Here is a 25850-nt window from a genome sequence, read left to right as displayed (position 1 = left end):
AGGCTTCACCCTTGCGCACCATTCGGAGAGCGCTCTCCCATCTTGGGAGGGCGGCCACAGGGGGTGGGATGACCGAGGAAGAACTCACACGGCTGGCCGACAAGCTGGATCTGCGGCAGAAGGTGCGACTGCTCACCGGCGCCACCACCTGGCGCACGCACGCCGAACCGGTCATCGGCCTGGCCGAGATGACGACCTCCGACGGTCCGGCCGGCGTCCGGGGCGAGGCCTGGGACGAGCGCGACACCTCCCTGCTGCTGCCCTCGGCCTCCGCGCTGGGCGCGATGTGGGACGAGACGCTGGTCGAGCGGCTCGGTGAACTCCTCGCCGTGGAGGCGCGGCGCAAGGGCGTGGACATCGTTCTCGCGCCGACGCTCAACCTGCACCGCTCCCCGCTGGGCGGCCGTCACTTCGAATGCTTCGCCGAGGACCCGCAGCTCACCGGCCGCACGGGGGCCGCCCTGATCCGCGGCATCCAGCGGCACGGCGTCGCGGCCACCGCCAAGCACTACGTGGCCAACGACTCCGAGACCGAGCGGCTGACCGCCGACATCCAGGTCGGCGAACGGGCGCTGCGCGAGGTGTATCTGGCGCCCTTCGAGGCGGCGGTGGCGGCCGGGGTGCGGGCCGTGATGACCGGGTACAACGGCGTCAACGGCACCACGATGACGCAGAGTCCGCTGCTGGCCGACCCGTTGAAGAGCGAGTGGGGCTTCGACGGCGTGGTCGTCTCCGACTGGGGCGCGGTGCGAACCACGGCAGCCAGCGCCCGCGCCGCCCTCGACCTGGCGATGCCAGGACCCGACAGTCCGTGGGCGGACGCCCTATTGCACGTGGTACAGGACGGGTCGGTGCCCGCCGAGGCCGTCGACGACAAGGTCCGCCGACTGCTACGACTCGCCGACCGGATGGGAGCGCTGGGCGAGCCGCCGCGACGGAACTCGCCCGAGCCACTGGCTGCCTCCGACGCCCACCGATTGCTGCGCCGAGCGGTCGCCGCCGGGTCGGTGCTGCTGCACAACCATGGCGTACTCCCGCTGGACCGCGCCGAGTTGGGTACGGTCGCGGTGATCGGCGCGCACGCCACCCAGCCGCGCACCCAGGGTGGCGGCAGCGCGGGGGTCTTCCCGTCCGGCGTGGTGACGCCGCTGGACGGCATCCGCCGCGAACTGGACGGCAGGGCGCAGGTCGTCCACATACCGGGCCCGGACCTCGACGCCCCGCCGGCACCGCTGGACGCGACCCGCTGCCGTAACCCGCGCAACGGTGCCCCCGGGGTGCTGCTCCGTGTGCTTGATGCGGAAGGCCGCGAACTCCACACGGAACATCGCTTGTCCGGCCGCCAGTTGGAACCGCCGCTGCCGCCGGGCGCGCACACAGTCGAGATCAGCGCCCTGCTGTCGACCGGGACCGGCGGCCCGTGGTGCTTCGGTGTCGGCGGGTTCGGCCGTATGACACTCACGGTGAACGGCCGCGACCTCGTGGACGGCGTGTTCCCGCCCCTGACCGACGACCCGGCCGTCCGCCACGTCAACCCACCCTGCCAGTACGGTCGGACAGAGCTCCCGGCCGGACAGGACACGCACATCGTGGCCCGGCGCGAACTCGCCCCCGGCACCGGCCGGGCCACCCTGCTCACCGCCGCCCCGCCCGCCCCCGACCCGGACGCCGCCATCGCCGCCGCAGTCGAAGCGGCACGCCGGGCGGATGCGGTGGTCGTGGTCGTGGGCACCACGGAGCACAGCGAGTCCGAGGGCTACGACCGTACGACGCTGGCGCTGCCGGGCCGCCAGGACGACCTGGTGCCCGCGGTGTGCGCGGCGAATGCGCGCACGGTGGTCGTCGTGAACACCGGCAGCCCCGTGGAACTGCCCTGGCGGGCGGCGGCCGGGGCAGTCCTGCTGACCTGGTTCCCGGGACAGGAGGGCGGAACCGGAATCGCCGACGTACTGTTCGGCAAGGCCGAGCCCGGCGGGCGCCTGCCCACCACCTGGGGCGCCACGCTCGGCGAGGTTCCGGTCAGCCGGACCCGGCCCGAGAACGGGGTGCTCGACTACGCCGAAGGGCTCCACATCGGCTACCGGGCGTGGCTGCGGACCGGCCGCGAACCCGCGTACTGGTTCGGGCACGGACTGGGCTACACGACATGGGCGTACGAGGACCTGACGGTGTGCGCCGCGGAGCCTGGTGGTGCCACCGTCCAGGAACCCACCCCTCCTGCTTGCACCGTCCGCGTCCGGATCCGCAACACGGGCCGCCGCAGGGGCCGCGAGGTGGTCCAGGTGTACTTGGCCCGCCCCGATTCACGACTGGACCGGCCGCATCGTTGGCTCGCGGGGTATGCCTCCGTCGAGGCGGATCCCGGTGACGTGCTCACCGTGCCGGTGGCTGTGCCGCTGCGCGCCTTTCAGCACTGGTGCGAGGCAGGCGGGGGTTGGCGCGTGGAGCCGGGGGAGTGGCAGGTGCTGGCGGGGCGGTCCGCGGGGGATTTGCCGTTGCGTGGGGCGGTGGACGGGCGTGACCTCCGGATGGGGTGTGAGCCGGACAGCTGAGGTGACCTGTGGGTTCGTTCCCCAACGCCCCGTCCGTGGGCGTCCCCGCCCTCAGGCGCCGCTCGGGCGGCGATAGGCGCCGTGCCACCAGATCTGGGCGAGTTCGCGGGCGAAGGCCTTGTCGCCGCTGCCGTCGTCGACGCGGATGTGGTGGGCGATCGCCTGGGCGCCGCCCCAGACGATGATGCGGCTGGCCGCGACCGCGTCGAGGTCGGTCGGGGTCAGGCCCGCGGCTTGGTCGGAGAGCAGGGACTGGAGGGCGTTCTCGTCGAAGCCTTCGAGGTCGGCGGTGTAGAAGTCGTCCACCGTGGAGTCGTAGGCCGCCGCCTCGCGGACCGCGGTGATCACGCTCTGGTGTGCGCGGTGGATCCGGACCACGTCCTCGAAGAACTGGGCGAGCCGGTCGGGGCCTGCGGAGGGCTCCCACTCCTGGGCGAGGGCCAGCAGGGATTCCCGTAGCTCATTGGTGAGCCGCACCAGGACGTCGGTCTTGCTCTGGAAGTGCGCGTAGAACGTGGCTCGGGAGACCTTGGCCTCCTCCAGGATCCGCTGGACGCTGATCTCGGAGAAGGCCTCGCCCGCATCGAGGAGCTGCTGAAGGGCGGACATGACCTGGGCCACGGTCGCGGCCGAGCGTGCCGCATGGTGGTCGGCCTGGCGTCGGGTCACTGGTCGCATCGGGAACCTTCTGGTGTGTCTTCGTCCTTGTTCGCCGCACGGCGCCGCGAGGAGCGCAGTCGATCAGCGCACCACGGGCAGAGCGTAGTCCCACAGTCGATCGGCGGCCGCGGGGTCCACCGACCACTTCGCCACGCCGGCCATCACTTCGGGGCCGCCGTCCACGACCTCGGACTCCTGGTTGTCCTCGAAGTATCGCCCGGTCACGCCCTTGAGGAGCGGCGACGCCGCCAGCAGCACCGCCGTGGAGGCACCCTGTGCCGGGGTCTTGTAGTAGTCCGGCGTGATGAGGTTGCCGTCCGAGTCCATGGCGCCGAGGGCCTGGAGGGTGGCCTTGTCGAGGTGACGGGCCAGGTTGGTGTGGATCCAGCCCGGCGCGCAGGCGTTGGCGGCGATGCCGTCCTCGGCCCAACGGCGGCTGATTCCGACGGCCAGCAGTACATCGGCGGTCTTCGACTGCGCGTAGGCGACGAACGGGTCGTAGGGGTGCCGTGCGAACTGCGGGTCGTCGAAGTCGAAACCCGCGCGCAACTGTGCACCGGAGCTGACCACGACGACGCGCGGGTCCTCGGCGTCCTTGAGGGCGGAGTGCAGGCCTAGGACCAGGCCGAAGTGACCGAGGTAGTTGGTGGCGAGCTGCATCTCCCAGCCCTGCGCGTTGACCTGCCGGGTCGGGAGCATCATCACGCCCGCGTTGGCGATGATGCCGTCGAGCGGCCCGCTCCACGCGTCGCAGAAGGCACGGACGGAATCCAGGTCGGCGAGGTCCAGCGCGACGCCCCGCGTTTCCGGGAACTCGTCGAGCAGCGGCTTGGCGGCCTCGGGGTTCCTCGTGGCTATGGTCACCTGCGCTCCGGCGCCGGCGAGTGCGCGGACCGTCTCGACGCCGAGCCCCGAGGCGCCTCCGGTGACGATCATCCGGCGTCCGCGCAGATCGACCCCGTCAAGCACCTCCGCGGCGGTGGCGCGCATCCCGAACGGAGTGGTGGTCAGCGTCATGGCCTGTGTTCCTGCCTTCAGAAGGGGTGGTTGCTTCCTGGCTGGTGGCGCTCGTCGAGCCGCACTGGGGCGAGGCGCCATGGAAGTAACCATACACGGTGTTCAGACACGCTGACTGATATTGCTATGAGTACTTGAAGCGCTACATAGGGTGGTCAAATGGACTTCAGGTGTCGCTGGGCGTCAGCCGCGGACGTGCCCGTGGCGAGGGCCGCCTCCTTCACCTCCGGGCCGGCATCCGCCTTCCGTATGCTCGCCGCCAACGTGCGCGTCTGGGCGAGGTGTTCGAGCAGAGCGGATCTCAACAGACGGTCGAAGTCAGGGCCTTGGGCGGCCTCAAGGGCCCGCAACTCCTGGGCGTTGACCATGCCGGGCATGTCGTGGCCCTCGTGCGGGTTGTCGTCCGGTACGCCTCCCTCGGTCAGCAGGGCGCGCAGGGTGGCGAGTTCGGTGCGATGATGCTCGGCGACGTCGGCCGCCCAGGCCTTCAGGCCGGTATCGTCGCTCCGCTCCGGTGTCAGCTGAAGGATGTGCCGCGCCTGGTCGTCCAAGGCGATCATGAGTTGCAACCAGCCGATGTCAGCGGCGGTCAGGCCGCTGTGCGGGGCGCTGGTGCTCACCTGACTCCCTTCGCTTGGAAGGGCCGGTCGCGGAGAACCCGCGCACCCCGACACGGCGAGCGCGCACAGGAGAGCGGCGAGAAGGACCTTCTTCGGTCCGGCGGCCACGAAGTCTGTCATCGCTGCTCCTTGACTCGACTGCCGTGTCGGGGCGATCTGATGAGTGATCGGTCGGCTATGCGTCACCGATCAGGAGGGATTGCCGTCCGCTCCGCACTTGACGATGACGTTGATGCAGTTGGTGACCCTGCGGGCGAGTTCGTTCTCGGGCCAGGCGTTGAAGAAGTCGCCGTGCATCGTGTAACCGGGTCCGGATGCCAGCCGCAGCCCCTGGGTGCTCCCCGAGACGGGGTAGCGCAGGACCTGGCGGAGTTTCGGTACCGGCACCGGATGGCTGGCCGGGCAGGCGCCGTTGACCGGGTAGGACATGTGGCTCTTGTGGTCGGGGGCGTCCAGGTCCGTGCCGTTCCAGCACTGCGGGAAGTCCAGGTAGGACTCCAGCATCGAGCCTGCCGGGCAGGTCACGAAGTCCTTCGAGGGATTGACCTCGCCGTGGTGCAGGCACGACCAACGAGCCACCGAGGTGGGATCGTTGACGCCCGTCGCCTTGGCGTTGCCGGCCACGATGCGCAGTCCCTGCGGGAACGGCCGGATGCGCTGGATGATGTCGTCCCGTACCCCTTCACCCAGGTAGTAGAAGGTGGTGCCGGTGGGTTCCACGGGCTGATCGTTGCGGTACATCGTCGGCACCCAGTACGACGACGTGTCCACCGCGGGACTGCAAGTGGACGACGAGCCCAGCAGCTCGGTGACATCGGTGTGCGCGTCCGTCGCCCGGCTGCCGAAGAAGCTGTGCATGTGAGAGGCCCCGGGCAGACCGGGGAAGACGATCGGATCGTCGGGAAGCCGGTGGCTGTACGGGCACTCGGCGAGGAATTCCGCTACACGGACCACCTCGGCGGCCTGGGGAGCGGCATTGAGCTCGGTGGCCTGCGACTCGCTGTCGGATGTGGCCGCGCCGCTGTAGAGGGTGGCGAGCAACAGGCATAACGCCGCCAGGGCGGTCGACCAGGCGCGACGCCGACGGGGGCGGTCTGTGGGCGGGCGAGGAAAGGTCCTCAACACAGCACTCCTCCTGAGGAAGTGGTGGGGGCTGACCCTCGGAACCGGTTCCGGAACCGGTTCCGGGATTGGCGCGAGTGAACGCCGGATGTCATGTCGTCGTCAATACTTCTCGTAGCGATTGGTACATTCCTGAGCCCGGATGCCTTCAACAAGTGACGCCATCGCGCGAACGCCGCGCGTGGCCGGGAGCCGTTCCCGCGGGGAGGACCGGACGCTCCTCGGCGGGACCTCGGCATAGGCTGTTGACGTCTGGCGTCGCAGAAATGCGCGGGGGGAAGGGGTGCCATGCGGGTCACCATCGCGGACGTGGCTCGGATCGCCGGGGTGAGCAAGACGACCGTCTCCCGCGTGCTCAACACGCGTGACGAGGTGGATCATTCAACTCGGGCGCACGTCCGGGAGGTCATCGACCGGCTCGGCTACGTCCCCAGCTCCGGCGCGGTGGGTCTGGCCCGGGGGAGCAGCCGCACTGTCGGGATGTTGGTGCCCTCGCTGACCTGGCCCTGGATGGGGGAGGTCCTCCAGGGAGTCGTCGACACCGTTGAGGCCGCCGGGTTCGGGCTGCTGCTGTTCACCTGCAACCGGGGTGCCGACTCGGTCGAGCGGTTCACCAGCCAGGTCTCCGCCCGCGCCTTCGACGGGCTGCTGGCGGTGGAGCCCGAGAACACCCTGGCGATGCTGGAGGCGCTGCACCGCAAAGGGCTACCGGTGGTACTGATCGACGATCGCGGCCGGAATCCCGAATTCCCCCACGTCACCGCGGCGAACGGCGAGGGTGGCGCCGCAGCGGCACGCCATCTGCTGGCTGTGGGGCGGCGCCGGCCTCTCGTTCTCACCGGGCCACTGCGCTTCGGCTGCGTACGCGACCGGCTCGACGGCTTTGAACGCGCATACGCCGAAGGCGGCTGTCCCCTGGACCCCTCGCTCGTCGTCGAAAGCGACTTCACCGAGGCCGACGGGCGCGAGACCATTCACCGTCTGCTCGGCGAAGGACGCGACTTCGACGCCGTGTTCGCCCACAACGACCTCGCGGCCGTCGGGGCACTGGCAGCCCTGCGCGCGGCCGGCCTGCGCGTACCCGACGACGTAGCCGTCATCGGCTTCGACGACATTCCGATGGCCGCCCTGATGCATCCCTCGCTCACCACGGTCCGGCAACCGATGCGAACGATGGGCGAGACCGCGGCGCGGATGCTTCTCGCGCTGTTGACGGGTGAGCAGTTGGCCCAGTCAGCCGCCGTGCTGCCGACCTCGGTCGTCATCCGCGAGTCCACGGTGGGCAACTGAACTGTCAGTCGTCTCCTGGCCGATGCTCACGGTGCGGGACCCCGGAGAGAAGTCGGCGAACGACTGTTCCCAGGACTCATCAGGCCAGTGGTAGGTCACGCGGCCCTCGGCGGACTCGTACAGGGCGGTGTAAACCGTCCCCAACCCCTCGTCGTACGCGGATTGATACAGCGGCGGCTTGAGCATGGCCGCTACGTCCGTCCCCGCGGCGCGAATGGCGCTGAGCCGCTCCTGGGTCCGGGAGAACCGCTCCTGCTCGTCCGGCACCGGAAGGTGCTGATGGTTGGCGGCGCAGGCGTCCGGCGTTTCGGACAGCGGGATATCGGGTCCCACGAACACTGTTGAGGCCCGCTCGCGGTCGACGAGGGTGACGTTCTGCGGGATGCCGATCGGTATCGTCCGCAGTTTGCCGATCGCCTGGTCAACGGTCTCGCACGTCTCCAGCAGATAGCGCAGCACGATGAGAATCGCGAAGCCCGGCCCGTGCACGAACCGCCCGCCGAAGGTGAGCGAGACCGCGAGCCCGGCCTCGTTCATCCCGTCCAGCAGCCCCCAGCCGGCATCCTGCATTCCGATCACCGGCCGGAGAAAGTGCGAGGACACGACGGTGCCTTCGCAATCGGCGGGATCGAAGTCGTAGTTGCGCAGCAGAGTGCCGCTGCCGCCGATCTGGGTGCAGCCCGAGAAGAACGGCTTGATGGTCGCGAGGGTGAGAAAGGTTTCACCCCCGGGCCGGTCCAACTGCCCGGCAAGCCGGTCGAGTACCGGGACCAACTCCGGCATGTGCGACTCGAACATCCGCCGAGCACGCGCCGCACCCTCCGGCGTCCGGCTCTCCTCGGTCATCCAGCGTTCCGCGGTCGACCACAGGGCCTGAGTATGCGCAGCCCGACGCCCGTCGCTGCCGTCACCGACTTCGATGGCGCGAAAGGTCATCTGCTGCTTACTCATTGGCCGGCGCTCCCTTTGGCCGTCGTCGGGTGTGGCGGCAACGTAGCCAATTTCGCGGGCAATTCACCAGAGGGGCAGAGGGCGGCACCCCACTCTCAAGGGGACGTCTCCGGAGTGGCCGGAAGAGTCCGTCCCAACCGGGCCAGTGGAGACAGCGCCATCAGGGTCGGCGACAGCACCATGCCCGCTGCCGTGACGAGGAGACTCGTACGCGTCCCCCACGACTCCGCGAGGACGCCGCCGAGCAGTGAGCCGAGCGGGGTCAGGCCCATGCCGACGAAGTTGATCGTCGCGGCTACGCGGCCTTGCATCCCGTCCGGAGTCACGGCCTGGCGCACAGCCATGACGGTGACGTTCACCAGCTGGCTGAAGGTGCCGAAGACGAAGTTGACCCCGATCAGCGCGGGCACCGTCAACGCGGAGGAGCCGTGCAGTGCGGGCACGCACAGGAACACAGCGTCGCCGAGAGCTGCTGCGGACACGAGCACCGCGCCGTATCCGAAGCGGCTCGGCAGACGGGCGGCCAGCAGGGAGCCAAGGAGCGCGCCCGGCCCCGTCGCCGCCAGCGCCAGCCCTACGGCGGTGCCCGACAGATGTAAATCCCGTGGCAGGAACAGCAGATAGACCGTCATCACGGCGGCGAAGGAGAGGTTGAAGGCGGCTGAGGCGAGGCACACGGTGCGCAGCGAGGTGTCGCGGGCGACGAAGCGGAGGCCCTCATGGATTCGTCGCCAGATCCGCGGTGGGCGTTGCGAGTCCTGTGGGTTCTCCGGGAGGGCTTCGCGGCGGCCCATCCCCCTGATCGACAGGAACGACAGCGTGAACAGCAGCGCGCTGGAGGCGACCGCGATAGGCGCCGACAGCACGGACACCAACGTGCCGCCGAGGGCGGGACCGCCGATCTGCGCGGCGGACCGACTGCCCTCGAGCGCACTGTTGCCCTGCACCAGCTGATTGCGATTCACCAGCCGCACCAAGGACGCCTGATATGCCATGTCGAAGAACACGGACAGAGCCCCGACGACGAAGGCAACGGCATACAGCGCCGAAAGGCCGAGCCCGCTGAGGAGGCCGGCCACCGCGAGCGCGCCCAGGGCCAGGGCCCGTCCGGCATCCGTCAGCACCATCACCGTGCGGGTCCGGCACCTGTCCACCCACGCCCCGACGAAGAGCGACAGCAGCAGGATCGGCGCCTGCCCCACCGCGCGCAGGGCCCCCAACTGGCCGGCGTCGGCATTGAGCGTGAGAACGGCGAAGAGCGGAAGTACCACCAGGGTTGTGTGTTCGCCCAGTTGGGAGGCCGTCTGGCCCACCCAGATACGGCGGAAGTCGCTGTCCCGCCACAGGCTTGACGGAGCAGGACGAACGGAATCGGACGCGGCGGAGGACGACGACGGCACAGGGACCTCGGATGAGCGGAGACGAGACCTGCCGACCGGCGCACGTCAGACGCGCCGGCCGTATCAGGGCAGGCAGAAGGGAAGGCTCGCTGTGCCGCGCATCAAGGGCAGCACGCGATGACGGGCCGCTCGCGGCCTCAAACCGTCAACGCGTGCTCGGACGACCGGGCATGTCTGGGCTCCTCTTGGGTCTCTGGCTGCGCGAACAGTAGCCCTCGCTCGGCAGGGCACGAAAGGCAATTAAGGGGGCCGGGCAGGTGGGCGACTGTGTCGGGTCGCGCGTGTTTATCCAACGTATTGACAAATCTGTGCGCCGGTTCGTACGTTCGCCGGTATCCGGCTCAACTCGCGCTGCCATCCGACCCGTTGGGCGAGATCAGGGGAGGCGCGTTGACCAGTAAGCCCGAGCGAAGCGCCAGGCCGTCGATCCGGCGCGGCACCAACCTGCCGCGGATGGGCGACTTCAACGAGTCCGTGATCCTGGATGCCATCCGCCGCCACTCCGCGGGACTGAGCCGGGTGGAGCTCGCCCAGGCCACCGGCCTGTCCGCGCAGACCGTCACGAACATCACCCGCCGGCTGCTGGACCAGGGCACAGTGCGGGAGTCCGGCAAGCTGAACACCGGCAGCGGAAAGCCCCGGACGCTCCTGGAGATCGTTCCGACCGCCCGCTACGCCGTAGGCATCCACCTCGACCCGGCGGTCATCACCTGCGTCCTGGTCGACCTGCTCGGCAGGGTCGTCGGCGAGCGCAGCCGCCGGACCCCGAGCGGCGGCGACACGGATGAGATCGCCGTCGACATGGCCGACTCGGTGTCCGCTCTGGTCGCGGAGTCGGGCATCGACGACACCAGGGTCCTGGGGCTGGGCATCGCCGCGCCGGGCCCGATCGACGCGGCGGCGGGCTGGGTCGTGGACCCGCCCGAGATGCCCGGCTGGGGCCGCTACCCGCTGCGCGACCGGCTGAGCGAGGCGACGGGCTTCTCCGCGCTCCTCGACAAGGACGTCACCGCGGCGGTGGTGGCGGAACGCTGGGCGGGCGCCGGCGCCGACAGCCGCAACCTGCTCTTCTTCTACCTCGGCACCGGCTCGGGAATGGGCCTCGTGGTCGACGACACCGTGCTGCGCGGCGTATCGGGCAACGCGGGCGAGGTCGGCGGCCTGGGCGCCGCCTGCTCGATCCGCGCGCTCGTCGACGAGGGCATCGCGCTGGGCGTGCTCGGCGCCGAGTTCACGGTGCTGGACCCGGCTGATGCGCAGCCCGGTCTGGAAGAGCTGGCGTCGCTCGCCGCCGCGGGGGAGTCGCAGGCGGCGGGCATCATCGACCGCCTGGCCGTCCGTATCGGCCGGGGCGTCTGTGCGGCGGCCACCCTGCTGGATGTCGACACCGTCGTCTTCGGCGGTCCGGCGTGGCACCTGCTGGGGGAGCGGCTGCTGCTCACGATCGAGCCGATGGTCGCGAGGTCGCCGTTCGTCAAGGCGACGCATGCGACGGCGGTGCTGACCACGACGCTCGGCGAGAACGTGGCCGCGATCGGAGCGGCTTCCCTCGTGCTGGACCAGGCCCTGTCGGCGCAACCGCAGAACCTGTTGCTGTCCGGGCGGCCGACGGTAACGGAGTTTTGACGCGCACTTGACAAATCAAGAAGGCGTCGACAGATTGCAAGAAGCGAACTCCGCCTCGCAATCAATTGACATGGCCATGTCGATTTGCTGAGCCCTGCACCTGACCTCCCACACCCGCGTCAGGAGGAAGCTCCATGCCCCCACGCCTGCACGCCCTGCTGCACGTCGTACGCCCCTACGCCTGCGCGCTCGCCTTGCTGCTCGGCGGTGCCACCGCCGCCACCGGACCGGCCACGGCCGCCCCGGCCCCGGAACCGGGCGCCGCGGCGATCCCGCCCGGCGACTACCAGCAGGTCCAACTCGCCACCGGCCCCGACGAGCTGGGCGAGCCGATGTCGCTGACGGTGCTCCCGGACCGCTCCGTACTGCACACCGCCCGGGACGGCACGATCCGTCTCACCGACGCCGCCGGGAACACCAAGGTGGCGGGAAAGCTCGACGTCTACACCCATGACGAGGAAGGGCTCCAGGGCATCGCCGCCGACCCCGGCTTCGCCACCAACCGGTACGTGTGGGTGTACTACTCGCCCAAGCTCAGCACACCCGCGGGTGACGCCCCGACGACCGGCAGCGCCGCCGACTTCGAGCGCTGGACGGGCCATCTCAACCTCTCCCGCTTCACGCTCAGGACCGACGGCACCCTCGACCTGGCCGGCGAGAAGGTCACCCTGGAGGTCGCCAACGACCGCGGACAGTGCTGTCACGTCGGCGGTGACATCGACTTCGACAAGGACGGCAACCTCTACCTGACCACCGGGGACGACACCAACCCCTTCGAATCCAGCGGCTACGCCCCGATCGACGAACGCACCGACAGAAACCCCCAGTTCGACGCCCAGCGCTCCTCCGCCAACACCAACGACCTGCGCGGCAAGCTCCTGCGGATCAAGCCCACCGCGGCCGGCGGCTACACCGTTCCGTCCGGCAACCTCTTCGCGCCCGGCACCGCGAACACCCGCCCCGAGATCTACGCGATGGGCTTCCGCAACCCGTTCCGGATGTCCGTCGACAAACCCACCGGCACGGTCTACCTCGGCGACTACGGCCCGGACGCGGGCACCACGTCCAGCAGCCGCGGCCCCAGCGGCCAGGTCGAGTTCGACCGCATCACCGGCCCGGGCAACTACGGCTGGCCGTACTGCACGGGAACCAACACCACCACCGAGACCTACAACGAGTACACCTTCCCCAGCGGCCCGTCGGGCGCCAAGTACGACTGCGGCGGTGGCCCGGCGAACAACTCCTTCCGCAACACCGGACTCGCCAAGCTGCCCGCCGCGAAGCCCAGTTGGATCCGTTACGGCGGTGACGCCAGCTCCCCGCCGGAGTTCGGCGGCGGCTCCGAGTCACCCATGGGCGGCGAGGTCTACCGCTACGACGCGGGCCTCAACTCCCCGGTCAAGTTCCCACAGTCCCTGGACGGCCGCTACTTCGCCACCGAGTACGGCCGTAAGTGGATCAAGGCGGTCACCGTGAACGCCGACGGATCCCCGGGCACCATCGAGGACTTCCCCTGGACCGGCACCCAGGTCATGGACAGCGACTTCGGCCCGGACGGGGCGCTGTACGTGCTCGACTACGGCACCGGCGGCGGCAACCAGGCCCTCTACCGCATCGAGTACGTGGGCGGCGCAAACCGCAACCCGGTGGCCCAGGCGGCGGCCGACAAGACCTCCGGACCGGCCCCGCTGGCCGTCCGGTTCTCCTCCGCCGGCAGCTCCGACCCGGAGGGCGGCGCGCTCACCTACTCCTGGGACTTCGGCGATGGCACGACTTCCACGGCCGCCAACCCCTCCCACACGTACCCGGCCAACGGCACCTACCGGCCCACGCTCACCGTCCGCGACCCGCAAGGGCTCACCGGCACCGCGAGCCTCGTCGTGACCGTCGGCAACACCGCGCCGACCGTGACCCTGCGCACCCCTGACGACGGCGCCCTCTTCGCCTTCGGCGACACCCTGCCGTTCACCATCGAGGCGATCGACCCCGAGGACGGCCAGGTGGACTGCGCCAAGGTCACGCTCACCTATCTCCTCGGCCACGACAGCCACGAACACCAGATCACCAGCACCAACGGCTGCACCGGATCGATCACCATCCCGCCGGACGGCGAACACGACGCGGCCGCCAACCTCTACGGCGTCCTGGACGCCACCTACACCGACGCGGGCGGCCTGACCGGCCACAGCAAGCACATCCTCCAGCCACGCCACCGCCAGGCCGAGCACTTCACCACCCAGTCCGGCATCCAACTCGCCTCCCACGCCCCCGCCGAGGGCGGCCGGACCGTCGGATTCACCGATGACGGCGACTGGATCGCCTTCAAGCCGTACGCCCTCGCCAAGGCGACCGGGATCACCGCGCGCGTGGCCTCCGGCGGCGCGGGCGGCACCATCGAGGTACGCGCGGGCACCCCGACAGGCACCCTGCTGGGCCGGGCCACCGTGCCCGTGACCGGCGGCTGGGAGACGTTCACCGACGTCACCGCCCAGCTCAGCGGCGCACCGTCGGGCACGACCGAGCTGTACCTGGTGTTCCGCGGCCCGACCGGCCAGGGCAACCTCTTCGACGTCGACGCCTTCACGCTCACCTCCGCCACGCCCATGAACCGGACCGTCGAAGGCGAGGCGTACACCTCCGGCTCCGGCGTGCAGCCCGCCGCCCACCCACCGGCCAGCGGCGGCCAGACCCTCGGCTACATCGACAACGGCGACTGGGCGGGCTACGCCGACGTCCCCACCGAGGGAGCCGTGAGCTTCAGCGCCGAGGTGTCGTCGGCCGGCCCCGGCGGCACCCTGACGATCCGCTCCGGTTCGGCGACCGGCCCGGTCCTCGGCTCGGTCGCCGTGCCGACGACGGGCGGCTGGGAGACGTTCACGACGGTCGGGACCCGGCTGAACGCCGGTTCCGGGCCGCTGTATCTGACGTTCACCGGGGGCAGCGGATCCCTCTTCGACGTCGACACCTTCACGCTGAGCCGCTGACCGGCCGCCCAGAAAGGAGCCAGGACATGTTCAGATCCCTACGCCGCACCGCGGCCGCCGCCGTGCTGGCGCTCGCCGCCGCACTGCTGCCCTCGGGCGCCATCGCGCAGCCCGAAAAGGCCGATGCCGCGTACGACGTGCTCGTCTTCTCCCGCACCACCGGCTTCCGGCACGACTCCATCCCGGCCGGCATCGACGCACTGCGGTCCCTCGGCTCGGCGAACGACTTCTCGGTCACCGCCACCGAGGACCCCGCCGCGTTCACCCCGGCCAACCTGACCGGCTACGAGGCGGTCGTCTTCCTCAACACGACGGGCGACGTACTCAACGACGTCCAACAGAACGCGCTCCAGGCGCACATCGACGCGGGCCGCGGCTTCGTCGGCGTCCACGCCGCCGCCGACACGGAGTACGGCTGGGGCTACTACGGCGACCTCGTCGGCGCCCGCTTCAAGAGCCACCCCGCCATTCAGCAGGCCAGGCTCCTCACCGAGGACCGCGGCCACCCGGCGACCGCCCACCTCGGCGAGAGCTGGACCCGCACGGACGAGTGGTACAACTACCAGGCCAACCCCCGCTCTTCGGTGCACGTGCTCCAGAGCCTCGACGAAAGCTCGTACTCCGGCGGGGAGATGGGCGACCACCCCATCACCTGGTGCCACGCCCAAGGCTCAGGCCGCTCCTTCTACACCGGACTCGGCCACACCGCCGAGTCGTACGCGGACCCGGCCTTCCGCGCCCTGCTGCTGGGCGGGTTGCGCTACGCCTCCGGAGTGGCGCCCGCGAACTGCTCGACGTCGAGCAGCACGACCCGGACCGTGGAGGGCGAGGCGTACTCCTCCGGATCGGGTGTACAGATCGCGGGCCATGCCCCGGCGAGCGGCGGGCAGACCCTGGGCTACATCGACAACGGTGACTGGGCGGGCTACGCCACGGTGCCGACCGCCGGGGCGGCGCGCTTCAGCGCCCGTGTCTCCTCGGCCGGCGCGGGCGGCGCGATCGACATCCGTTCGGGCTCCGCCACGGGACCGGTCCTGGGCTCGGTCACCGTGCCGGTCACGGGCGGCTGGGAGACCTTCACGACGGTCTCCACCGACGTGAACGCCGGGACGGGCCCGCTGTATCTGACGTTCCGGGGCGGCGCGGGCGCCCTGTTCGACGTGGACACCTTCACGGTGGCCTACGGCACCACACCACGGGCACTCGCCTCCGACGTCCACCTCTTCTACTACCCCTGGTACGGCAGCCCCGCCGTGCTGGGCAGTTGGCGCCACTGGCAACAGGGCGGCCGCACACCGCCCGAGGACATCGGCGCGAACCTCTACCCCGCCCTGGGCCCCTACGACTCCGGTGACTTCACGACCGCGGTGGCCCGCCACATGGAGTGGGTGAAGCGGTCAGGAGCGGGCGTGATCGTCTACAGCTGGTGGGGGCGTGACTCCTACGAGGACCGACTGGTGCGCGGGGTACTCGACGCCGCGGCGGCGCAGGGTGTGAAGGTGGCGTGGCACCTGGAGCCTTACGCGAACCGCACGGCGGCCTCGACGGTCGCCGACATCAACTACCTGAACACCACCTACGGTTCGCATCCCGCCTTCTACCGGGACGCCGCGCACGGCAACAAGAACGCCTTCTACGTCTTCGAAAGCCTGCGGATCACCGACTGGTCGCCGCTGGACCAGGTCACGGGCAACAGCATCGTCCTGGCGCAGACCACGGACACCACCAAGATCGCCCACTTCTCCGGGATGTACACCTACGACGGCATCGCCGGAGCCACCGCGCCGGGCTGGAAGCAGGCCGGGGACTACGCGAAGGCACACGGCCTGATCTGGGCCCCGTCGGTGGCCCCCGGCTACAACGACGACCGCGCCGTGCCCGGCAACACCACCCCGACGCTGGCCCGCGACAACGGAGCGGCGTACGACAGGCAGTGGAGCAACGCCCTGGACCCGCAGATCGGCGGCTCGCCGACATGGGTGTCGGTGACGTCCTTCAACGAATGGCACGAGGGCAGCGTGATCGAGCCCGCCGACAGCACACCACCGTCCGGCCACGGCTACGAGACGTACAACGGCGCCTACGGCCGTACCGGAACGGACGCGGAGACGGCCTACCTGGACCGAACGGCCTTGTGGGTGGGGAGGTTCACCTGGGTGGGCGGCTGAGCTACGTGAGACTGCGTCGTCGGACATCGGCCAACAGCTTGTCCAACAGGGCGATGAGCGCGGTGCGTTCGGGGTCCGACAGGCAGCTGACGAGCGCGGCTTCCCGGCCGAGCACGGCATCCACCGATCGCTCGATGAGCGCATGGCCTTCGGCCGTGAGTTCCACCAGGACGGTTCGGCGGCCGGTGCCCGCCGGTGTTCGTACGACGAGACCGTCGCGTTCGGCTCGGGCGACGCGTTGCGAGATCGCTCCGGCGGTGACCAGCGTCCGCCGGGCGATCTCGCGGGTGCTGAGGGTGTAGGGCGGGCCGGAGCGTCGGATGACGGAGAGCAGGTCGAGGGTGGCCGCGTCGATGCCCGCCTCTCGCAGAGCCCGGCCGCGGTCGTCGGTGAAGAGCTTGGCCAGCCACCAGATGGGGGTGACGATCTCGATGGATTCCGTCGGGGTGCCCGGTCGCTCCCGTCGCCAGGCGGCGGCGATCTCGGTGGCGGAATGAGCGGGTACCGCTTCCTGTGCTGCGACATCTTCGACCACGCTGTGTTCCCTTGCCGATCCGGCTATGTTTAGGTCTAAATATAGCCGTGGGTAGGAGGAACCATGCCTCGCACTGTGGTCGTCACCGGAGGAACCAGCGGCATCGGCCGTGCCATCGCCCAGCAGTTCGCCGCCGACCGGGCAGAGGTCTTCATCACCGGACGTCACGCCGACTCCGTCGAGGTGACCGCCAAGGAGCTGGGGGTGCATGGCGTCGTCTGTGACGCGACCGACCCAGGGCAGGTCGCATCGCTCGCCGCCCGCCTCGGGGAACTGGACGTCCTGGTCAACGCCGCCGGCGGCCTGCCCGAGACCGCGTCACCCGACCGAGCGCCGCTGGAGGCGCTGCTCGCCCAGTGGCACGCCAGTCTGGCGCAGAACCTGCTCAGCGCGGTACTGACCACGGCCGCGATCCAGGACAGGCTCACCGGCGACAGCTCCGTCATCAGCATCGGATCGATCGGCGCCGAGCGCCGTGGCGGCTCGTACGGCGCAGCCAAGGCCGCGCTGGCCGCATGGAACGCCTCACTGTCCGCCGAACTTGCTCCCAGAGGCGCAACCTGCAACGTCATCTCCGCGGGGTACATCGCGGGCACCAACTTCTTCCGCGGTCAGATGAGCGACGAACGCCACCGTGCGTTGGTGGAGGAGACACACGACAAGCGACCGGGGACGGTCGACGACATCGCCCAGACCGCCTGCTTCCTCGCTTCCCCGGGCGCCCGGCACATCACCGGACAGACCATCCACGTCAACGGAGGCGCCTTCACCACGCGGTAGCGCCTCCCATGAGCCCGGCAGCAGGTCGGCGGGTCGGGTCGATGAGTTCGTCGGTTGCCTGAAGTCTTCTTTCATGGAGGAGAGACGGAGGCCCAGGATGAACATGATGAGCAATCCGATTCGGCTGTACATGTCGATGTCCCTCGACGGCTGTATCGCCGGCCCGGACGATCGGCCGGGGCAGGAGCTCGGACGCGACGGTGGACGGCTCTTCAACTGGCTCGACGACCGGGAGTCCGACGGACCGAGCGGTCAGGTCTACCGCGAAGCGCTGGCAACCGGCGCGGTGATCTCCGGCCGCCGGACCTTCGAACTCGCCGGGCGCTGGCAGGGCGATCACCACGACGGCGTGCCGATCTTCGTACTCACCCACCAGGTCGACGACGGGGACGTGCCACCCGGCCACGCACGCTTCGTCACCGATGTCGAGGACTGCGCCCGTCAAGCTCGCGCAGCCGCGGGAGACCGGCCGGTCATGGTCCATGGAGCGGGGGCGGCCCAGGCACTGCTCCGAGCCGGACAGCTGGACGAGATGGAGATCCACCTGATCCCGGTGCTCCTCGGGACCGGTCGACGGCTGTTCGACCACCTGGGCAGCGATCACATCGAACTCGACCTCGTCCGACGGCTCGAAGATCGAGACGTGACGCATCTCCGCTACCGGGTGCGCCGACCCGAGGAGTCCGCGTGAAGACCCTCTTCGTCTCCTACCGCGTGACCGACCTGGACCGCTCGCTCGGTTTCTACACCGCGCTGGGCTACGCCGAACTGGGCAGGGTCGAGGTCGGCGACGGGGCTAGCCTCGTACTCCTCGCGTTCCCCGGCGAACCGGCGGCCTCGCTCGAACTGGTCCATCGCCCCGGCGACGGACCAGTCGACGTGGGCAGCGGTTTCGACCACCTCGCGATCCAGGTGGAAGCGCTGGCGTCCACCCTGGAGAGGCTGACCGAAGCCGGCCTGAGGCCCGAACCCCTTCAGTATCCGGGCGGCCCGCGCGGCCCGAAGACCTCATGGCTCACGGACCCGGACGGCTACCGGATCGAGTTGGTGGAGTGGCCGTCCGGACATCCCGACGGCATCACCGCGGCAGACTTCGCCCGAGGCGGCGATCCGGCGTGACCACCGAGCTCGGGAGCTGAAGCGATGCCGGTGCCAGGTGGAACTTCTCCCACGGTCCGATCGCGTCCCGGTTGGCGATCAGAGGTGCGGCGCCCGCGTTCTCCGCGCAGACGTATCTGCCGTTCGCCTGGGCCTTCAGACTGACCGTGCCATCCGGGTTCTGGATCAGCTGGAACGTCTCCCACGGCCCGATCACGTCGCGGTTGGCGATCAGAGGCGCGGCGCCCGCGTCCTCGGCCGCGACGAACTTGCTGTTGACCCGCGACTTCAGAGCGATGTTCCCACCGCCGAGGTCCACCCGGTCGAAGGTCTCCCAGGAGCCCACGGCCAGGTTCTTGGCGATGAGCGGGCCCGCCCCGGCGTTGTCGGCGGCCACGTACTTGTCATTGGCCACGGCACGCAGGCTGATCGCGCCGGAGGGAGCGGGCCCGGCCGGCAGTCCCAGCGTGGAGGCGGTGCCGCTCAGGGACTTGGCGCCCTGGTTGGCGGTGCCGGTCAGCTGAGTTCTGGCGTACGAGCTCAGCGGCGTGGCGGTGCGCTCGACGACGTACACACTGCCCGCGGCGGTGGCGAAGGACAGCTCGGCGCCGGAGCCGCTGGCGACGACCGCCCCGTCCGCCGCCCGGCGGACCCGAGTCTGCTGCCCGCTCCACGGATTGACCACGGTGGCCTGCTTGCCGTGCAGGCTCTTCACGCCTACGTACTTGATCTCCCCGGCCTCTCGTTCGGAGCTGATCTGAAAGCCGTCCTTGGCCAGCAGCGTGAACTTGCCGATGAAGGACGAGTCACCCGGCACCCCGGGGAAGACGCGGATCTTCCCGTTGTAGCTCTGCATCAACGACTCATTGAGCGCCGTCAGATGCACACCCAAGTACTCGAAGACCCCGTTGGTGTTGTTGGTCATGCCGTTGGGGTGGTTCTGGTACTTCTGGAGCATCGTCTTCATGCCCTGATAGGCCTGGTCACCGAGGCCGAGCCGGGCCGCCTGCACGGCGTCGTTGGACCACACGTTGCCGTAGGGGAAGGGCCGTTGGTTCCAGGTGTTGACGGCCGTCTGATGATCAGGCTGACCGATTCCGGTGACCTCGTACGGCCAGATCAGTTCGGCCGAGACGTTCTCGTTGTTGCGGGTCTGGGAGAGGGGTGGCTGATGCGGCTGCCAGGCGCCGTTCTGCACCACGTACGGCGTGAGGTTGTCGAGCACCGTCCGCCAGGTCGAGCGCAGTCCGGCGTCGACCCCGAGCTCCTCGCTCGCCTGGATGGCGAGGGGGAACATGCTGCGGACGGCCGCGAGGTCGGTGATCGCGTCCTGGACGTTCCAATAGGTCTCGTGCGAGTGGGAGTTGGCCATGTGGTACTGGCCGGTGGCCGGGTCGCGGGTGAGCATCGCCGAGTAGAACTTCGCCGTCTCCCGCATGAACGGGTAGGCCACGTCCCGCAGATAGGCGGAGTCATGGGTGTAGCGATAGCGCATGTACATGCTGTACGCGGCCTCGTAGCCGGTGGACAGGATGTTCTTGGTGTAGTCGCTGCCCACCGTGCCACGGGCGTTGCCGTCCCAGCCCATGGTCTCCGGCACCCACAGCCCGTCCACGCCGTAGCGGCTCTGGGTGTACGACTTCAGCGCGGCGTAGTTGCGGTGGTAGAGGTTGTTGTGCCGGTCGATCAGGTCGGTGTGGTTGGAGGCCAGGAACGACAGGTAGACGTCGCGCTGGTTCCAGTACCAATAGGCGTTGCTCCATTTCGTGTTGTCCTGGGTGGCGCGGAAGACCCCGTTGATGAAGTGCGCCGGGTAGCTGCCGTAACCGCCCGCCGCGATCATGTAGGTGGACAGGTAGTAGACGTTCTCCAGATAGTCGGCGTCCCCGCCCAGGCCCGAGTACTGCACGAACGACTTGGCCCAGAACGCGTGCCAGAAGTCCTTGTACTTGCTCAACGTGCTCGCGTATCCAGTGGACTTGACCTGGCCGAGCTGGGTGCGGGCCTGGGCGACCGAGTCACGGTTCGGGGCGTTGACGCGGCTCGCGGCGGTGAACCAGACGGTGTAGCCGGAGGTCGGGGTGATGGTCAGCCGTACCGTGCGCGAGTCGACGACCCGGGTGGAGAAGGCCGCGCCCTCGACGGTGGCGGCCAGCGTGTAACCGAAGCCGTGCGGGTCCGCCTGGCCCCGGCTGAGCCCGGCCGTGTTGGCGTCGGCGAAGGTGGAGACGGTCTTCCAGGTGGTGAGGTCGGGGACGTCGGCGGTGTTGGTGACCGTCGCCGGATCCCACATGCTGAGGTCCAGGGAGACACTGGAGACACCGCTGCGGCTGTCGTCCACATGGATGCCCATCACCTCGGAGTCGGGCGACCCCATGACCGTGACGGTGCGGTTGTTGTCGTACTTGGTCACCAGCGTGCCGTCGTACAGCGACAGCCGCTGCTGGTAGGTGGAGTAGCCGCTGTCCATGGCCGGACTGGTCCGGAGATTCACCAGTCCGGCGGCGTACGCCGACTGCTCGGACAGATCGACGCCGGAGGTCTGCATGGTCAGGCCGTTCTGCTGCCAGACCATCGCGCCGGTACGGCCGTTGCCCACGGTCAGACCGTGCAAGGGATCCGTGTTGGGCCGGTTGTAGACGATGTCATGCCTGGACAGATACGCCGCGCGGTCGACGGCCAGCGCCCCGGCGGCTTCGTCGAAGGCGGCGTCGGTGGGTAAGGCGGAGGCGGGGGCGGTGGCCCCGCCGGCGAGCAGTCCCGCGATGAGCACCGGCAGGCAAAGCAGCCGCAGGAGTCTGTGCACCATGATCACTCTCTCTTGGCGAGTGGACAGGTGTTTGGCATGTACGGAACAGGTAAGTCGGGCGGTATGGGTTTGTCAATGGTCTTGATAAACCATGGAAGCGGGAGGGCGAGGGCGGGCGGCCTCGCTCCGATCCACCACCAGCTCCGCAGCGGGCGGCCTGACGGCGCCCCGATTGGCATCATCCCTGGATGACGTCATCGATATCCGAGTCGTGGAACCGTATCGAGTCATGGCTCGCGCAATACGCGCCGCGCACGATGCGCGCTCTTGAACCCCCGGCAGAGCGTTCGGCGATCGCCGCGGCCGAACAAGTCGTCGGACAGCCGCTTCCCGAACCCCTGGTGGAGTCGCTGTTGCGGCATAACGGCATGGGCCACTACGACCTGCTGCCGCCCTTCTGGTCCCTGCTCTCCGCGCAGGACATCGCCAAGTCATGGCAGTTGCGCATGAAGATCTACGCAGACGAGCTGCCCAGGGCGAAGGAACGCGACCCGGAAGCGGACCACGGACCGTGGTGGCATGCCCAGTGGATCCCGTTCGCTTTCGACGGCGCAGGGGACTACCTCGTCATCGACCAGCGCCCGTCCCGCCGCCGCGGAAGGATCGGCAACGCCGATCACGAAACGGGATGCTCCTTCTCACCGCACCCGATGTGGGCATCCCTCCCGGCCCTCCTGGAGTCAACGGCCACGTCCTTGGAGACCGGCGAACCGCTGGACGGCTATGCACCTCTCGCGGTGGACGAGGACGAGCTGGACTGGGAGATCTACTGAGGCCGCTCGACGAGGCCGTTTCATCAGCGGGGGACCGTGACGTACAAGATGACTTGACCCTCACGTGACGTCAGGCTGCATAGTCGATGCCGTGGAGGATCACTGGACCGTGGGACGCGTGGCCGAGCTGGCCGACGTGAGCGTGCGCACGCTGCATCACTATGACGAGATCGGGCTGGTGCGTCCGTCGGCGCGGACCGCGGCCGGGTACCGGGCCTACTCGGCGGACGACGTGGAGCGGCTCAGGGAGGTGCTGGCCTACCGGCGTCTGGGCTTCGGTCTCCGGGAGATTGCGGAACTGGTCGGCGACTCGTCCACCGACGCGGTCGCGCACCTGCGCCGACTGCGCGGCCTGGTGCTGGAGCGGCGTGATCGTGCTGACGCGATGGTGGCGGCCATCGACAGAGAGCTTCAGGCACGGGCGAAGGGACGGAAGGTGACACCGGAGGAGCAACTGGAGATGCTCGGTGCACGGTTGTACGACGCGATCGGCGGCGCATACACCGCGACACGGCGCACCGAGCCGCGGATCGCCGCGCAGATCCTGGACGCGCTCGGGGACGCGCAGACGGTGCTGAACGTCGGGGCCGGCACCGGCTCCTACGAGCCTGCCGATCGCGATGTGACCGCGGTGGAGCCCTCGGCGGTCATGCGGGGACAGCGGCCTGCCGGCTCGGCGCCGTGCGTGGCCGCCGCCGCGGAGAGCCTGCCGTTCGAGGACCACTCCTTCGACGTCGCGATGGCCGTCTCCACCGTTCACCACTGGGGGGACCCGATAACGGGGCTGCGCGAGATGAGGCGCGTGGCCCGCCGCGTGGTGGTGCTCACGTTCGACACCGATGAGCCCGGATGGCAGGACCGGTTCTGGCTCACCCGCGACTACCTGCCCGAGTTCGCCGCCGTCCTCGAAGGATTTCCCTCGCTCGGTGGGATGGCCGACGCAATCGGCGCGCGCGCTGAGCCGGTACCCGTCCCCTGGGACTGCGCTGACGGTCTGTTCGAGGCGTACTGGCGCCGACCGGGGGCGTACCTGGAGGATCATGTGCGCCGTGCGATGTCGGTGTGGACGAGGGTCGGGCCGGAGGCCGAGCAGCGGGCGGTGCGAAGCCTCAGCGACGACCTCGACTCCGGCCGGTGGGCCGACCGCAACGGCGACCTCGCGGACCTCGACGTGGCAGATCTCGGCCTGCGCCTGCTCATATCTTGAAGGGACGCTGGTCGCGATCCGTAGTGTCGCTCACCGCGCGTCCCTGGGCTGCAAAACCGTGTGCGGGTGACTGGGACAGATCCCTACTCTCCGGTCATGGAACTTCGCGAAGAACTTCCGGGCGACAGAGAGTCTGTGCGGGACATCCACCTGCGCGCGTTCGGTGACCACGGCCTTGTCGTGGCCGACCTGGTCGATGCCCTGCGGGGCACGATCACGCCCGCGGACGGTCTCTCACTGGTCGCTGAGCTCGACGGACAGATCGTCGGGCACGTCATGTTCACCCGCAGTCTGCTCGATGCCCCTCGGCGACTGGTCGAGGTGCATGTGCTCAGCCCGTTGGCCGTCATACCCGAGCGTCACCAGCGCGGTATCGGCTCGGCCCTGGTCCGACACGGGCTGAAGAGCCTCGCTGAGCGGGCCGTCCCCCTGGTCTTCCTGGAAGGCGATCCGCGCTACTACTCCCGCTTCGGCTTCGCGCCCGGCGACGCCCAGGGCTTCCGAAAGCCATCCCTGCGCATTCCGGACGGCGCCTTCCAGGCCCTGAGACTCCCGGAGTACGAGCCATGGATGACAGGGACACTGGTCTACGCAGAGCCGTTCTGGCGCCACGACGCAGTCGGCCTCCGCGACCCCGGCGCATAGTGGCGTGTCCGCCGCCCCTCACCGGCCGTGTGCGAGAGCCTGCCGGTGGGAGAGTGTGATGCGTCGTCGGGTGGGATCGACGTCGAGAATCTTCACGACGAGGGGGTCGCCGACCTGGACCACGTCCTCGGGGTCGGCAACGGCCTCCTCGGACAACTCGGCGTTGCGGACGAGCCCTTCGAAGCCGTCGGTTCGGTCTTCGATACGAACGAAGGCGCCGATCGGGGCGAGTTTGGTCACGACGCCGGTCACGACGTGGCCGATCCGCTCGGTGAACTGCTGCATCGGATCCGGGTGCAGTGCCTTCAACGACAGCGGCACACGCTCTCTCATCATGTCGACGTCGAGGATCTCGGCCGAGATCTCCTGTCCGACGGTCACGACGTCGGAAGGGTGGTTGATGTGCCTCCAGGACAGCTCCGGAATGTTGATCATCGCCGAGAAACCGCCGATGTCCACGAACGTGACGCCGAAGTGGGCGATCTCCTCGACCGTGCCGGTGACGATCTGCCCTCGCCGGAGGGTTTTGAGAAAGGCCCAACGCCGGTCGCCGGGCGTCTGCTCGGTCCTCCACCGGGCCCGTAGGACGCCGTCACCGTCGGGCAGCACAGCGGTGAACAGAGGGTGACGTGAGTCGACATCCAGGGGCAGGGCGGCAGCGGCCCGAGCGCCCGCCACCTGGGCGGCCAGTGCGGCGTACTCGGTTTCGTCGGCGATCGTGCTGGTGATCACCCCGTCCCCGTCCTCCCAGACGAGTTCGACCAAGCCTTCGTCAGGGAGCGCGGCGAGAACGGCCTCCACGTCGGCGGACAGATCCGGCCAGACCGTCAACATGGCTCGCGGGGTGAGCCCGGCGCGTACCGCGTCGAGGGTGCGCTCCGTGAGGCGGTGCCAGCGGGAGCCGTTGTCGACGTACCCCTCCTCCAAGATGGCTGCCTCGCCCGTCACGACGGACCAGTGCAAGCGGGCCCAGAAGTCCTCGTCGGCGGGTCGCTGTACGCCGGGCTCATCCAAGTCCGGTTCGTAGGGCGATGCTTCCAGCCGTTCCGGGAAGAGCCCGAGTGCACGGGTGCGTGCAAGGGCGCTCTCGCAGGGCTCGTCGCTCCTGACGTAGACGTACTGGTCCCACCCGACGTGCACGGCGAACCGGTCCTCGACTTCCAGACGGCACCACACACCGTGGTCGCGGAGCATGGCCCGCACCAGCTCCAGAGCGGTGGAGAGGGGAATCTCCGCGCCGTCGTGGAATCCGCTGAGATCGGGCGGGAAGAGGCCGTCCAGGCCGTGGCCCTCCAAGGCGGGCTCCAGACCGAAGTGGGGGATGCCGGTGATCTGCGGCTCGCGAACGGCGAGGCGGTCGATGCCCGCAGCCGCCGCGAAGGCCGCGACAGCCTGCAAGTAGGCCGACTCCACCGGCCCGTGGTCGCTCGTCGACTCCTCGGCACCGATGTAGTGGCCGTGCTCGTCGCGATCCGCGGGGTCGTACTTGGTGATCCGGTAGACGAACGGCGGCACACGGCTCCCTGATCTCGTGAGCTGGACGAGTTGGGCCGGGGTGACACCGCCCGACCCGCTTTCGGCCTACGAGGCTACCGGGGCGGTGCGGCGGACCG

At 69.4% G+C, this 25850-nt stretch carries 20 protein-coding genes; 11 read left to right on the top strand and 9 right to left on the bottom strand.

What is annotated here, in order from left to right:
- The first annotated feature begins 68 nt into the window (after nt 1-68).
- Nucleotides 69-2552 carry a glycoside hydrolase family 3 C-terminal domain-containing protein gene (locus BN159_RS02670; protein ID WP_015655346.1) on the top strand — a complete coding sequence of 828 codons (2484 nt, stop codon included), beginning with the start codon at nt 69-71 and terminating at the stop codon, nt 2550-2552.
- A 51-nt stretch (nt 2553-2603) separates the two neighbouring features.
- On the opposite strand, the gene BN159_RS02665 is transcribed toward BN159_RS02670, so the two are convergent.
- The 4 genes from BN159_RS02665 to BN159_RS02650 all read right to left on the bottom strand — a co-directional run bounded on the left by BN159_RS02665 (nt 2604) and on the right by BN159_RS02650 (nt 5974).
- Nucleotides 2604-3230: a TetR/AcrR family transcriptional regulator gene (locus tag BN159_RS02665; protein WP_015655345.1), complete on the bottom strand. Its 627-nt coding sequence runs from the start codon at nt 3228-3230 to the stop codon at nt 2604-2606.
- Nucleotides 3231-3293: 63 nt separating this feature from the next.
- Complete coding sequence (locus tag BN159_RS02660) at nt 3294-4229, bottom strand: SDR family NAD(P)-dependent oxidoreductase (protein ID WP_015655344.1); 936 nt, start codon at nt 4227-4229, stop codon at nt 3294-3296.
- A 155-nt stretch (nt 4230-4384) separates the two neighbouring features.
- On the bottom strand, nt 4385-4849 hold the full coding sequence (locus tag BN159_RS42665; RefSeq protein WP_106435735.1) for a DUF305 domain-containing protein: 465 nt from the start codon (nt 4847-4849) through the stop codon (nt 4385-4387).
- Between the two features lie 189 nt (nt 4850-5038).
- Nucleotides 5039-5974 carry a DUF1996 domain-containing protein gene (locus BN159_RS02650; RefSeq protein ID WP_015655342.1) on the bottom strand — a complete coding sequence of 312 codons (936 nt, stop codon included), beginning with the start codon at nt 5972-5974 and terminating at the stop codon, nt 5039-5041.
- 285 nt (nt 5975-6259) lie between these two features.
- On the opposite strand from BN159_RS02650, the gene BN159_RS02645 reads away from it, so the two are divergent.
- Nucleotides 6260-7261, top strand: coding sequence for a LacI family DNA-binding transcriptional regulator (locus BN159_RS02645; protein WP_015655341.1), 1002 nt, complete (start codon nt 6260-6262; stop codon nt 7259-7261).
- Here BN159_RS02645 and BN159_RS02640 read toward each other — a convergent pair.
- Nucleotides 7205-8212, bottom strand: coding sequence for a C45 family autoproteolytic acyltransferase/hydolase (locus BN159_RS02640; protein ID WP_015655340.1), 1008 nt, complete (start codon nt 8210-8212; stop codon nt 7205-7207). The two genes, BN159_RS02645 and BN159_RS02640, sit on opposite strands and share 57 nt — an antisense overlap.
- A 95-nt stretch (nt 8213-8307) precedes the next feature.
- Nucleotides 8308-9612: an MFS transporter gene (locus tag BN159_RS02635; protein ID WP_015655339.1), complete on the bottom strand. Its 1305-nt coding sequence runs from the start codon at nt 9610-9612 to the stop codon at nt 8308-8310.
- A 453-nt stretch (nt 9613-10065) separates the two neighbouring features.
- On the opposite strand from BN159_RS02635, the gene BN159_RS02630 reads away from it, so the two are divergent.
- From BN159_RS02630 to BN159_RS02620, 3 genes are all read left to right on the top strand, one after another.
- Nucleotides 10066-11238 (top strand): ROK family transcriptional regulator, encoded by a 1173-nt coding sequence (locus BN159_RS02630; RefSeq protein WP_041820670.1) that lies wholly within the window; start codon nt 10066-10068, stop codon nt 11236-11238.
- Between the two features lie 134 nt (nt 11239-11372).
- Nucleotides 11373-14222 carry a carbohydrate-binding protein gene (locus tag BN159_RS02625; protein WP_015655337.1) on the top strand — a complete coding sequence of 950 codons (2850 nt, stop codon included), beginning with the start codon at nt 11373-11375 and terminating at the stop codon, nt 14220-14222.
- A gap of 26 nt (nt 14223-14248) precedes the next feature.
- Complete coding sequence (locus BN159_RS02620; RefSeq protein WP_015655336.1) at nt 14249-16390, top strand: ThuA domain-containing protein; 2142 nt, start codon at nt 14249-14251, stop codon at nt 16388-16390.
- A gap of 1 nt (nt 16391) precedes the next feature.
- On the opposite strand, the gene BN159_RS02615 is transcribed toward BN159_RS02620, so the two are convergent.
- Complete coding sequence (locus tag BN159_RS02615; RefSeq protein WP_015655335.1) at nt 16392-16925, bottom strand: MarR family winged helix-turn-helix transcriptional regulator; 534 nt, start codon at nt 16923-16925, stop codon at nt 16392-16394.
- A 63-nt stretch (nt 16926-16988) separates the two neighbouring features.
- Here BN159_RS02615 and BN159_RS02610 point away from each other — a divergent pair, with 63 nt between their 5' ends.
- The 3 genes from BN159_RS02610 to BN159_RS02600 all read left to right on the top strand — a co-directional run bounded on the left by BN159_RS02610 (nt 16989) and on the right by BN159_RS02600 (nt 18824).
- Nucleotides 16989-17705, top strand: coding sequence for an SDR family NAD(P)-dependent oxidoreductase (locus BN159_RS02610; protein WP_015655334.1), 717 nt, complete (start codon nt 16989-16991; stop codon nt 17703-17705).
- Between the two features lie 106 nt (nt 17706-17811).
- Complete coding sequence (locus tag BN159_RS02605) at nt 17812-18396, top strand: dihydrofolate reductase family protein (protein WP_041820668.1); 585 nt, start codon at nt 17812-17814, stop codon at nt 18394-18396.
- Nucleotides 18393-18824 carry a VOC family protein gene (locus tag BN159_RS02600; RefSeq protein WP_015655332.1) on the top strand — a complete coding sequence of 144 codons (432 nt, stop codon included), beginning with the start codon at nt 18393-18395 and terminating at the stop codon, nt 18822-18824. The genes BN159_RS02605 and BN159_RS02600 overlap by 4 nt, the downstream gene beginning before the upstream one ends.
- Here BN159_RS02600 and BN159_RS02595 read toward each other — a convergent pair.
- Nucleotides 18784-21612, bottom strand: a complete 2829-nt coding sequence (locus BN159_RS02595) for a fascin domain-containing protein (protein WP_015655331.1) — start codon at nt 21610-21612, stop codon at nt 18784-18786. The genes BN159_RS02600 and BN159_RS02595 overlap by 41 nt on opposite strands.
- A 188-nt stretch (nt 21613-21800) precedes the next feature.
- Here BN159_RS02595 and BN159_RS02590 point away from each other — a divergent pair, with 188 nt between their 5' ends.
- The 3 genes from BN159_RS02590 to BN159_RS02580 all read left to right on the top strand — a co-directional run bounded on the left by BN159_RS02590 (nt 21801) and on the right by BN159_RS02580 (nt 24237).
- Nucleotides 21801-22385 carry an SMI1/KNR4 family protein gene (locus BN159_RS02590; RefSeq protein ID WP_041818760.1) on the top strand — a complete coding sequence of 195 codons (585 nt, stop codon included), beginning with the start codon at nt 21801-21803 and terminating at the stop codon, nt 22383-22385.
- Between the two features lie 109 nt (nt 22386-22494).
- Nucleotides 22495-23592: a MerR family transcriptional regulator gene (locus BN159_RS02585; protein ID WP_015655329.1), complete on the top strand. Its 1098-nt coding sequence runs from the start codon at nt 22495-22497 to the stop codon at nt 23590-23592.
- 96 nt (nt 23593-23688) lie between these two features.
- The gene (locus BN159_RS02580; protein ID WP_041818758.1) at nt 23689-24237 is read left to right on the top strand and encodes a GNAT family N-acetyltransferase; all 549 of its coding nucleotides are present in this window, start codon (nt 23689-23691) and stop codon (nt 24235-24237) included.
- Between the two features lie 18 nt (nt 24238-24255).
- On the opposite strand, the gene BN159_RS02575 is transcribed toward BN159_RS02580, so the two are convergent.
- Entirely contained in the window at nt 24256-25752 is a 1497-nt protein-coding gene (locus BN159_RS02575) for a S1 RNA-binding domain-containing protein (RefSeq protein WP_015655327.1), read from the bottom strand.
- Nucleotides 25753-25850: the final 98 nt, after the last annotated feature.

It is taken from the genome of Streptomyces davaonensis JCM 4913 (assembly GCF_000349325.1).
GTDB classification, from domain to species: Bacteria; Actinomycetota; Actinomycetes; order Streptomycetales; family Streptomycetaceae; genus Streptomyces; species Streptomyces davaonensis.
The sequence above is the reverse complement of the archived record's forward strand: the minus strand, read 5'-3'. Positions and strand labels throughout refer to the sequence as shown.

Excerpts from the sequence above, each read along its gene's own strand:
- BN159_RS02670 (WP_015655346.1), top strand. The coding sequence starts at position 69 with ATGACCGAGGAAGAACTCACACGGCTGGCCGACAAGCTGGATCTGCGG.
- BN159_RS02665 (WP_015655345.1), bottom strand. The coding sequence starts at position 3,230 with ATGCGACCAGTGACCCGACGCCAGGCCGACCACCATGCGGCACGCTCG.
- BN159_RS02660 (WP_015655344.1), bottom strand. The coding sequence starts at position 4,229 with ATGACGCTGACCACCACTCCGTTCGGGATGCGCGCCACCGCCGCGGAG.
- BN159_RS02645 (WP_015655341.1), top strand. The coding sequence starts at position 6,260 with ATGCGGGTCACCATCGCGGACGTGGCTCGGATCGCCGGGGTGAGCAAG.
- BN159_RS02640 (WP_015655340.1), bottom strand. The coding sequence starts at position 8,212 with ATGAGTAAGCAGCAGATGACCTTTCGCGCCATCGAAGTCGGTGACGGC.
- BN159_RS02630 (WP_041820670.1), top strand. The coding sequence starts at position 10,066 with ATGGGCGACTTCAACGAGTCCGTGATCCTGGATGCCATCCGCCGCCAC.
- BN159_RS02625 (WP_015655337.1), top strand. The coding sequence starts at position 11,373 with ATGCCCCCACGCCTGCACGCCCTGCTGCACGTCGTACGCCCCTACGCC.
- BN159_RS02620 (WP_015655336.1), top strand. The coding sequence starts at position 14,249 with ATGTTCAGATCCCTACGCCGCACCGCGGCCGCCGCCGTGCTGGCGCTC.
- BN159_RS02610 (WP_015655334.1), top strand. The coding sequence starts at position 16,989 with ATGCCTCGCACTGTGGTCGTCACCGGAGGAACCAGCGGCATCGGCCGT.
- BN159_RS02605 (WP_041820668.1), top strand. The coding sequence starts at position 17,812 with ATGAGCAATCCGATTCGGCTGTACATGTCGATGTCCCTCGACGGCTGT.
- BN159_RS02595 (WP_015655331.1), bottom strand. The coding sequence starts at position 21,612 with ATGGTGCACAGACTCCTGCGGCTGCTTTGCCTGCCGGTGCTCATCGCG.
- BN159_RS02590 (WP_041818760.1), top strand. The coding sequence starts at position 21,801 with ATGACGTCATCGATATCCGAGTCGTGGAACCGTATCGAGTCATGGCTC.
- BN159_RS02580 (WP_041818758.1), top strand. The coding sequence starts at position 23,689 with ATGGAACTTCGCGAAGAACTTCCGGGCGACAGAGAGTCTGTGCGGGAC.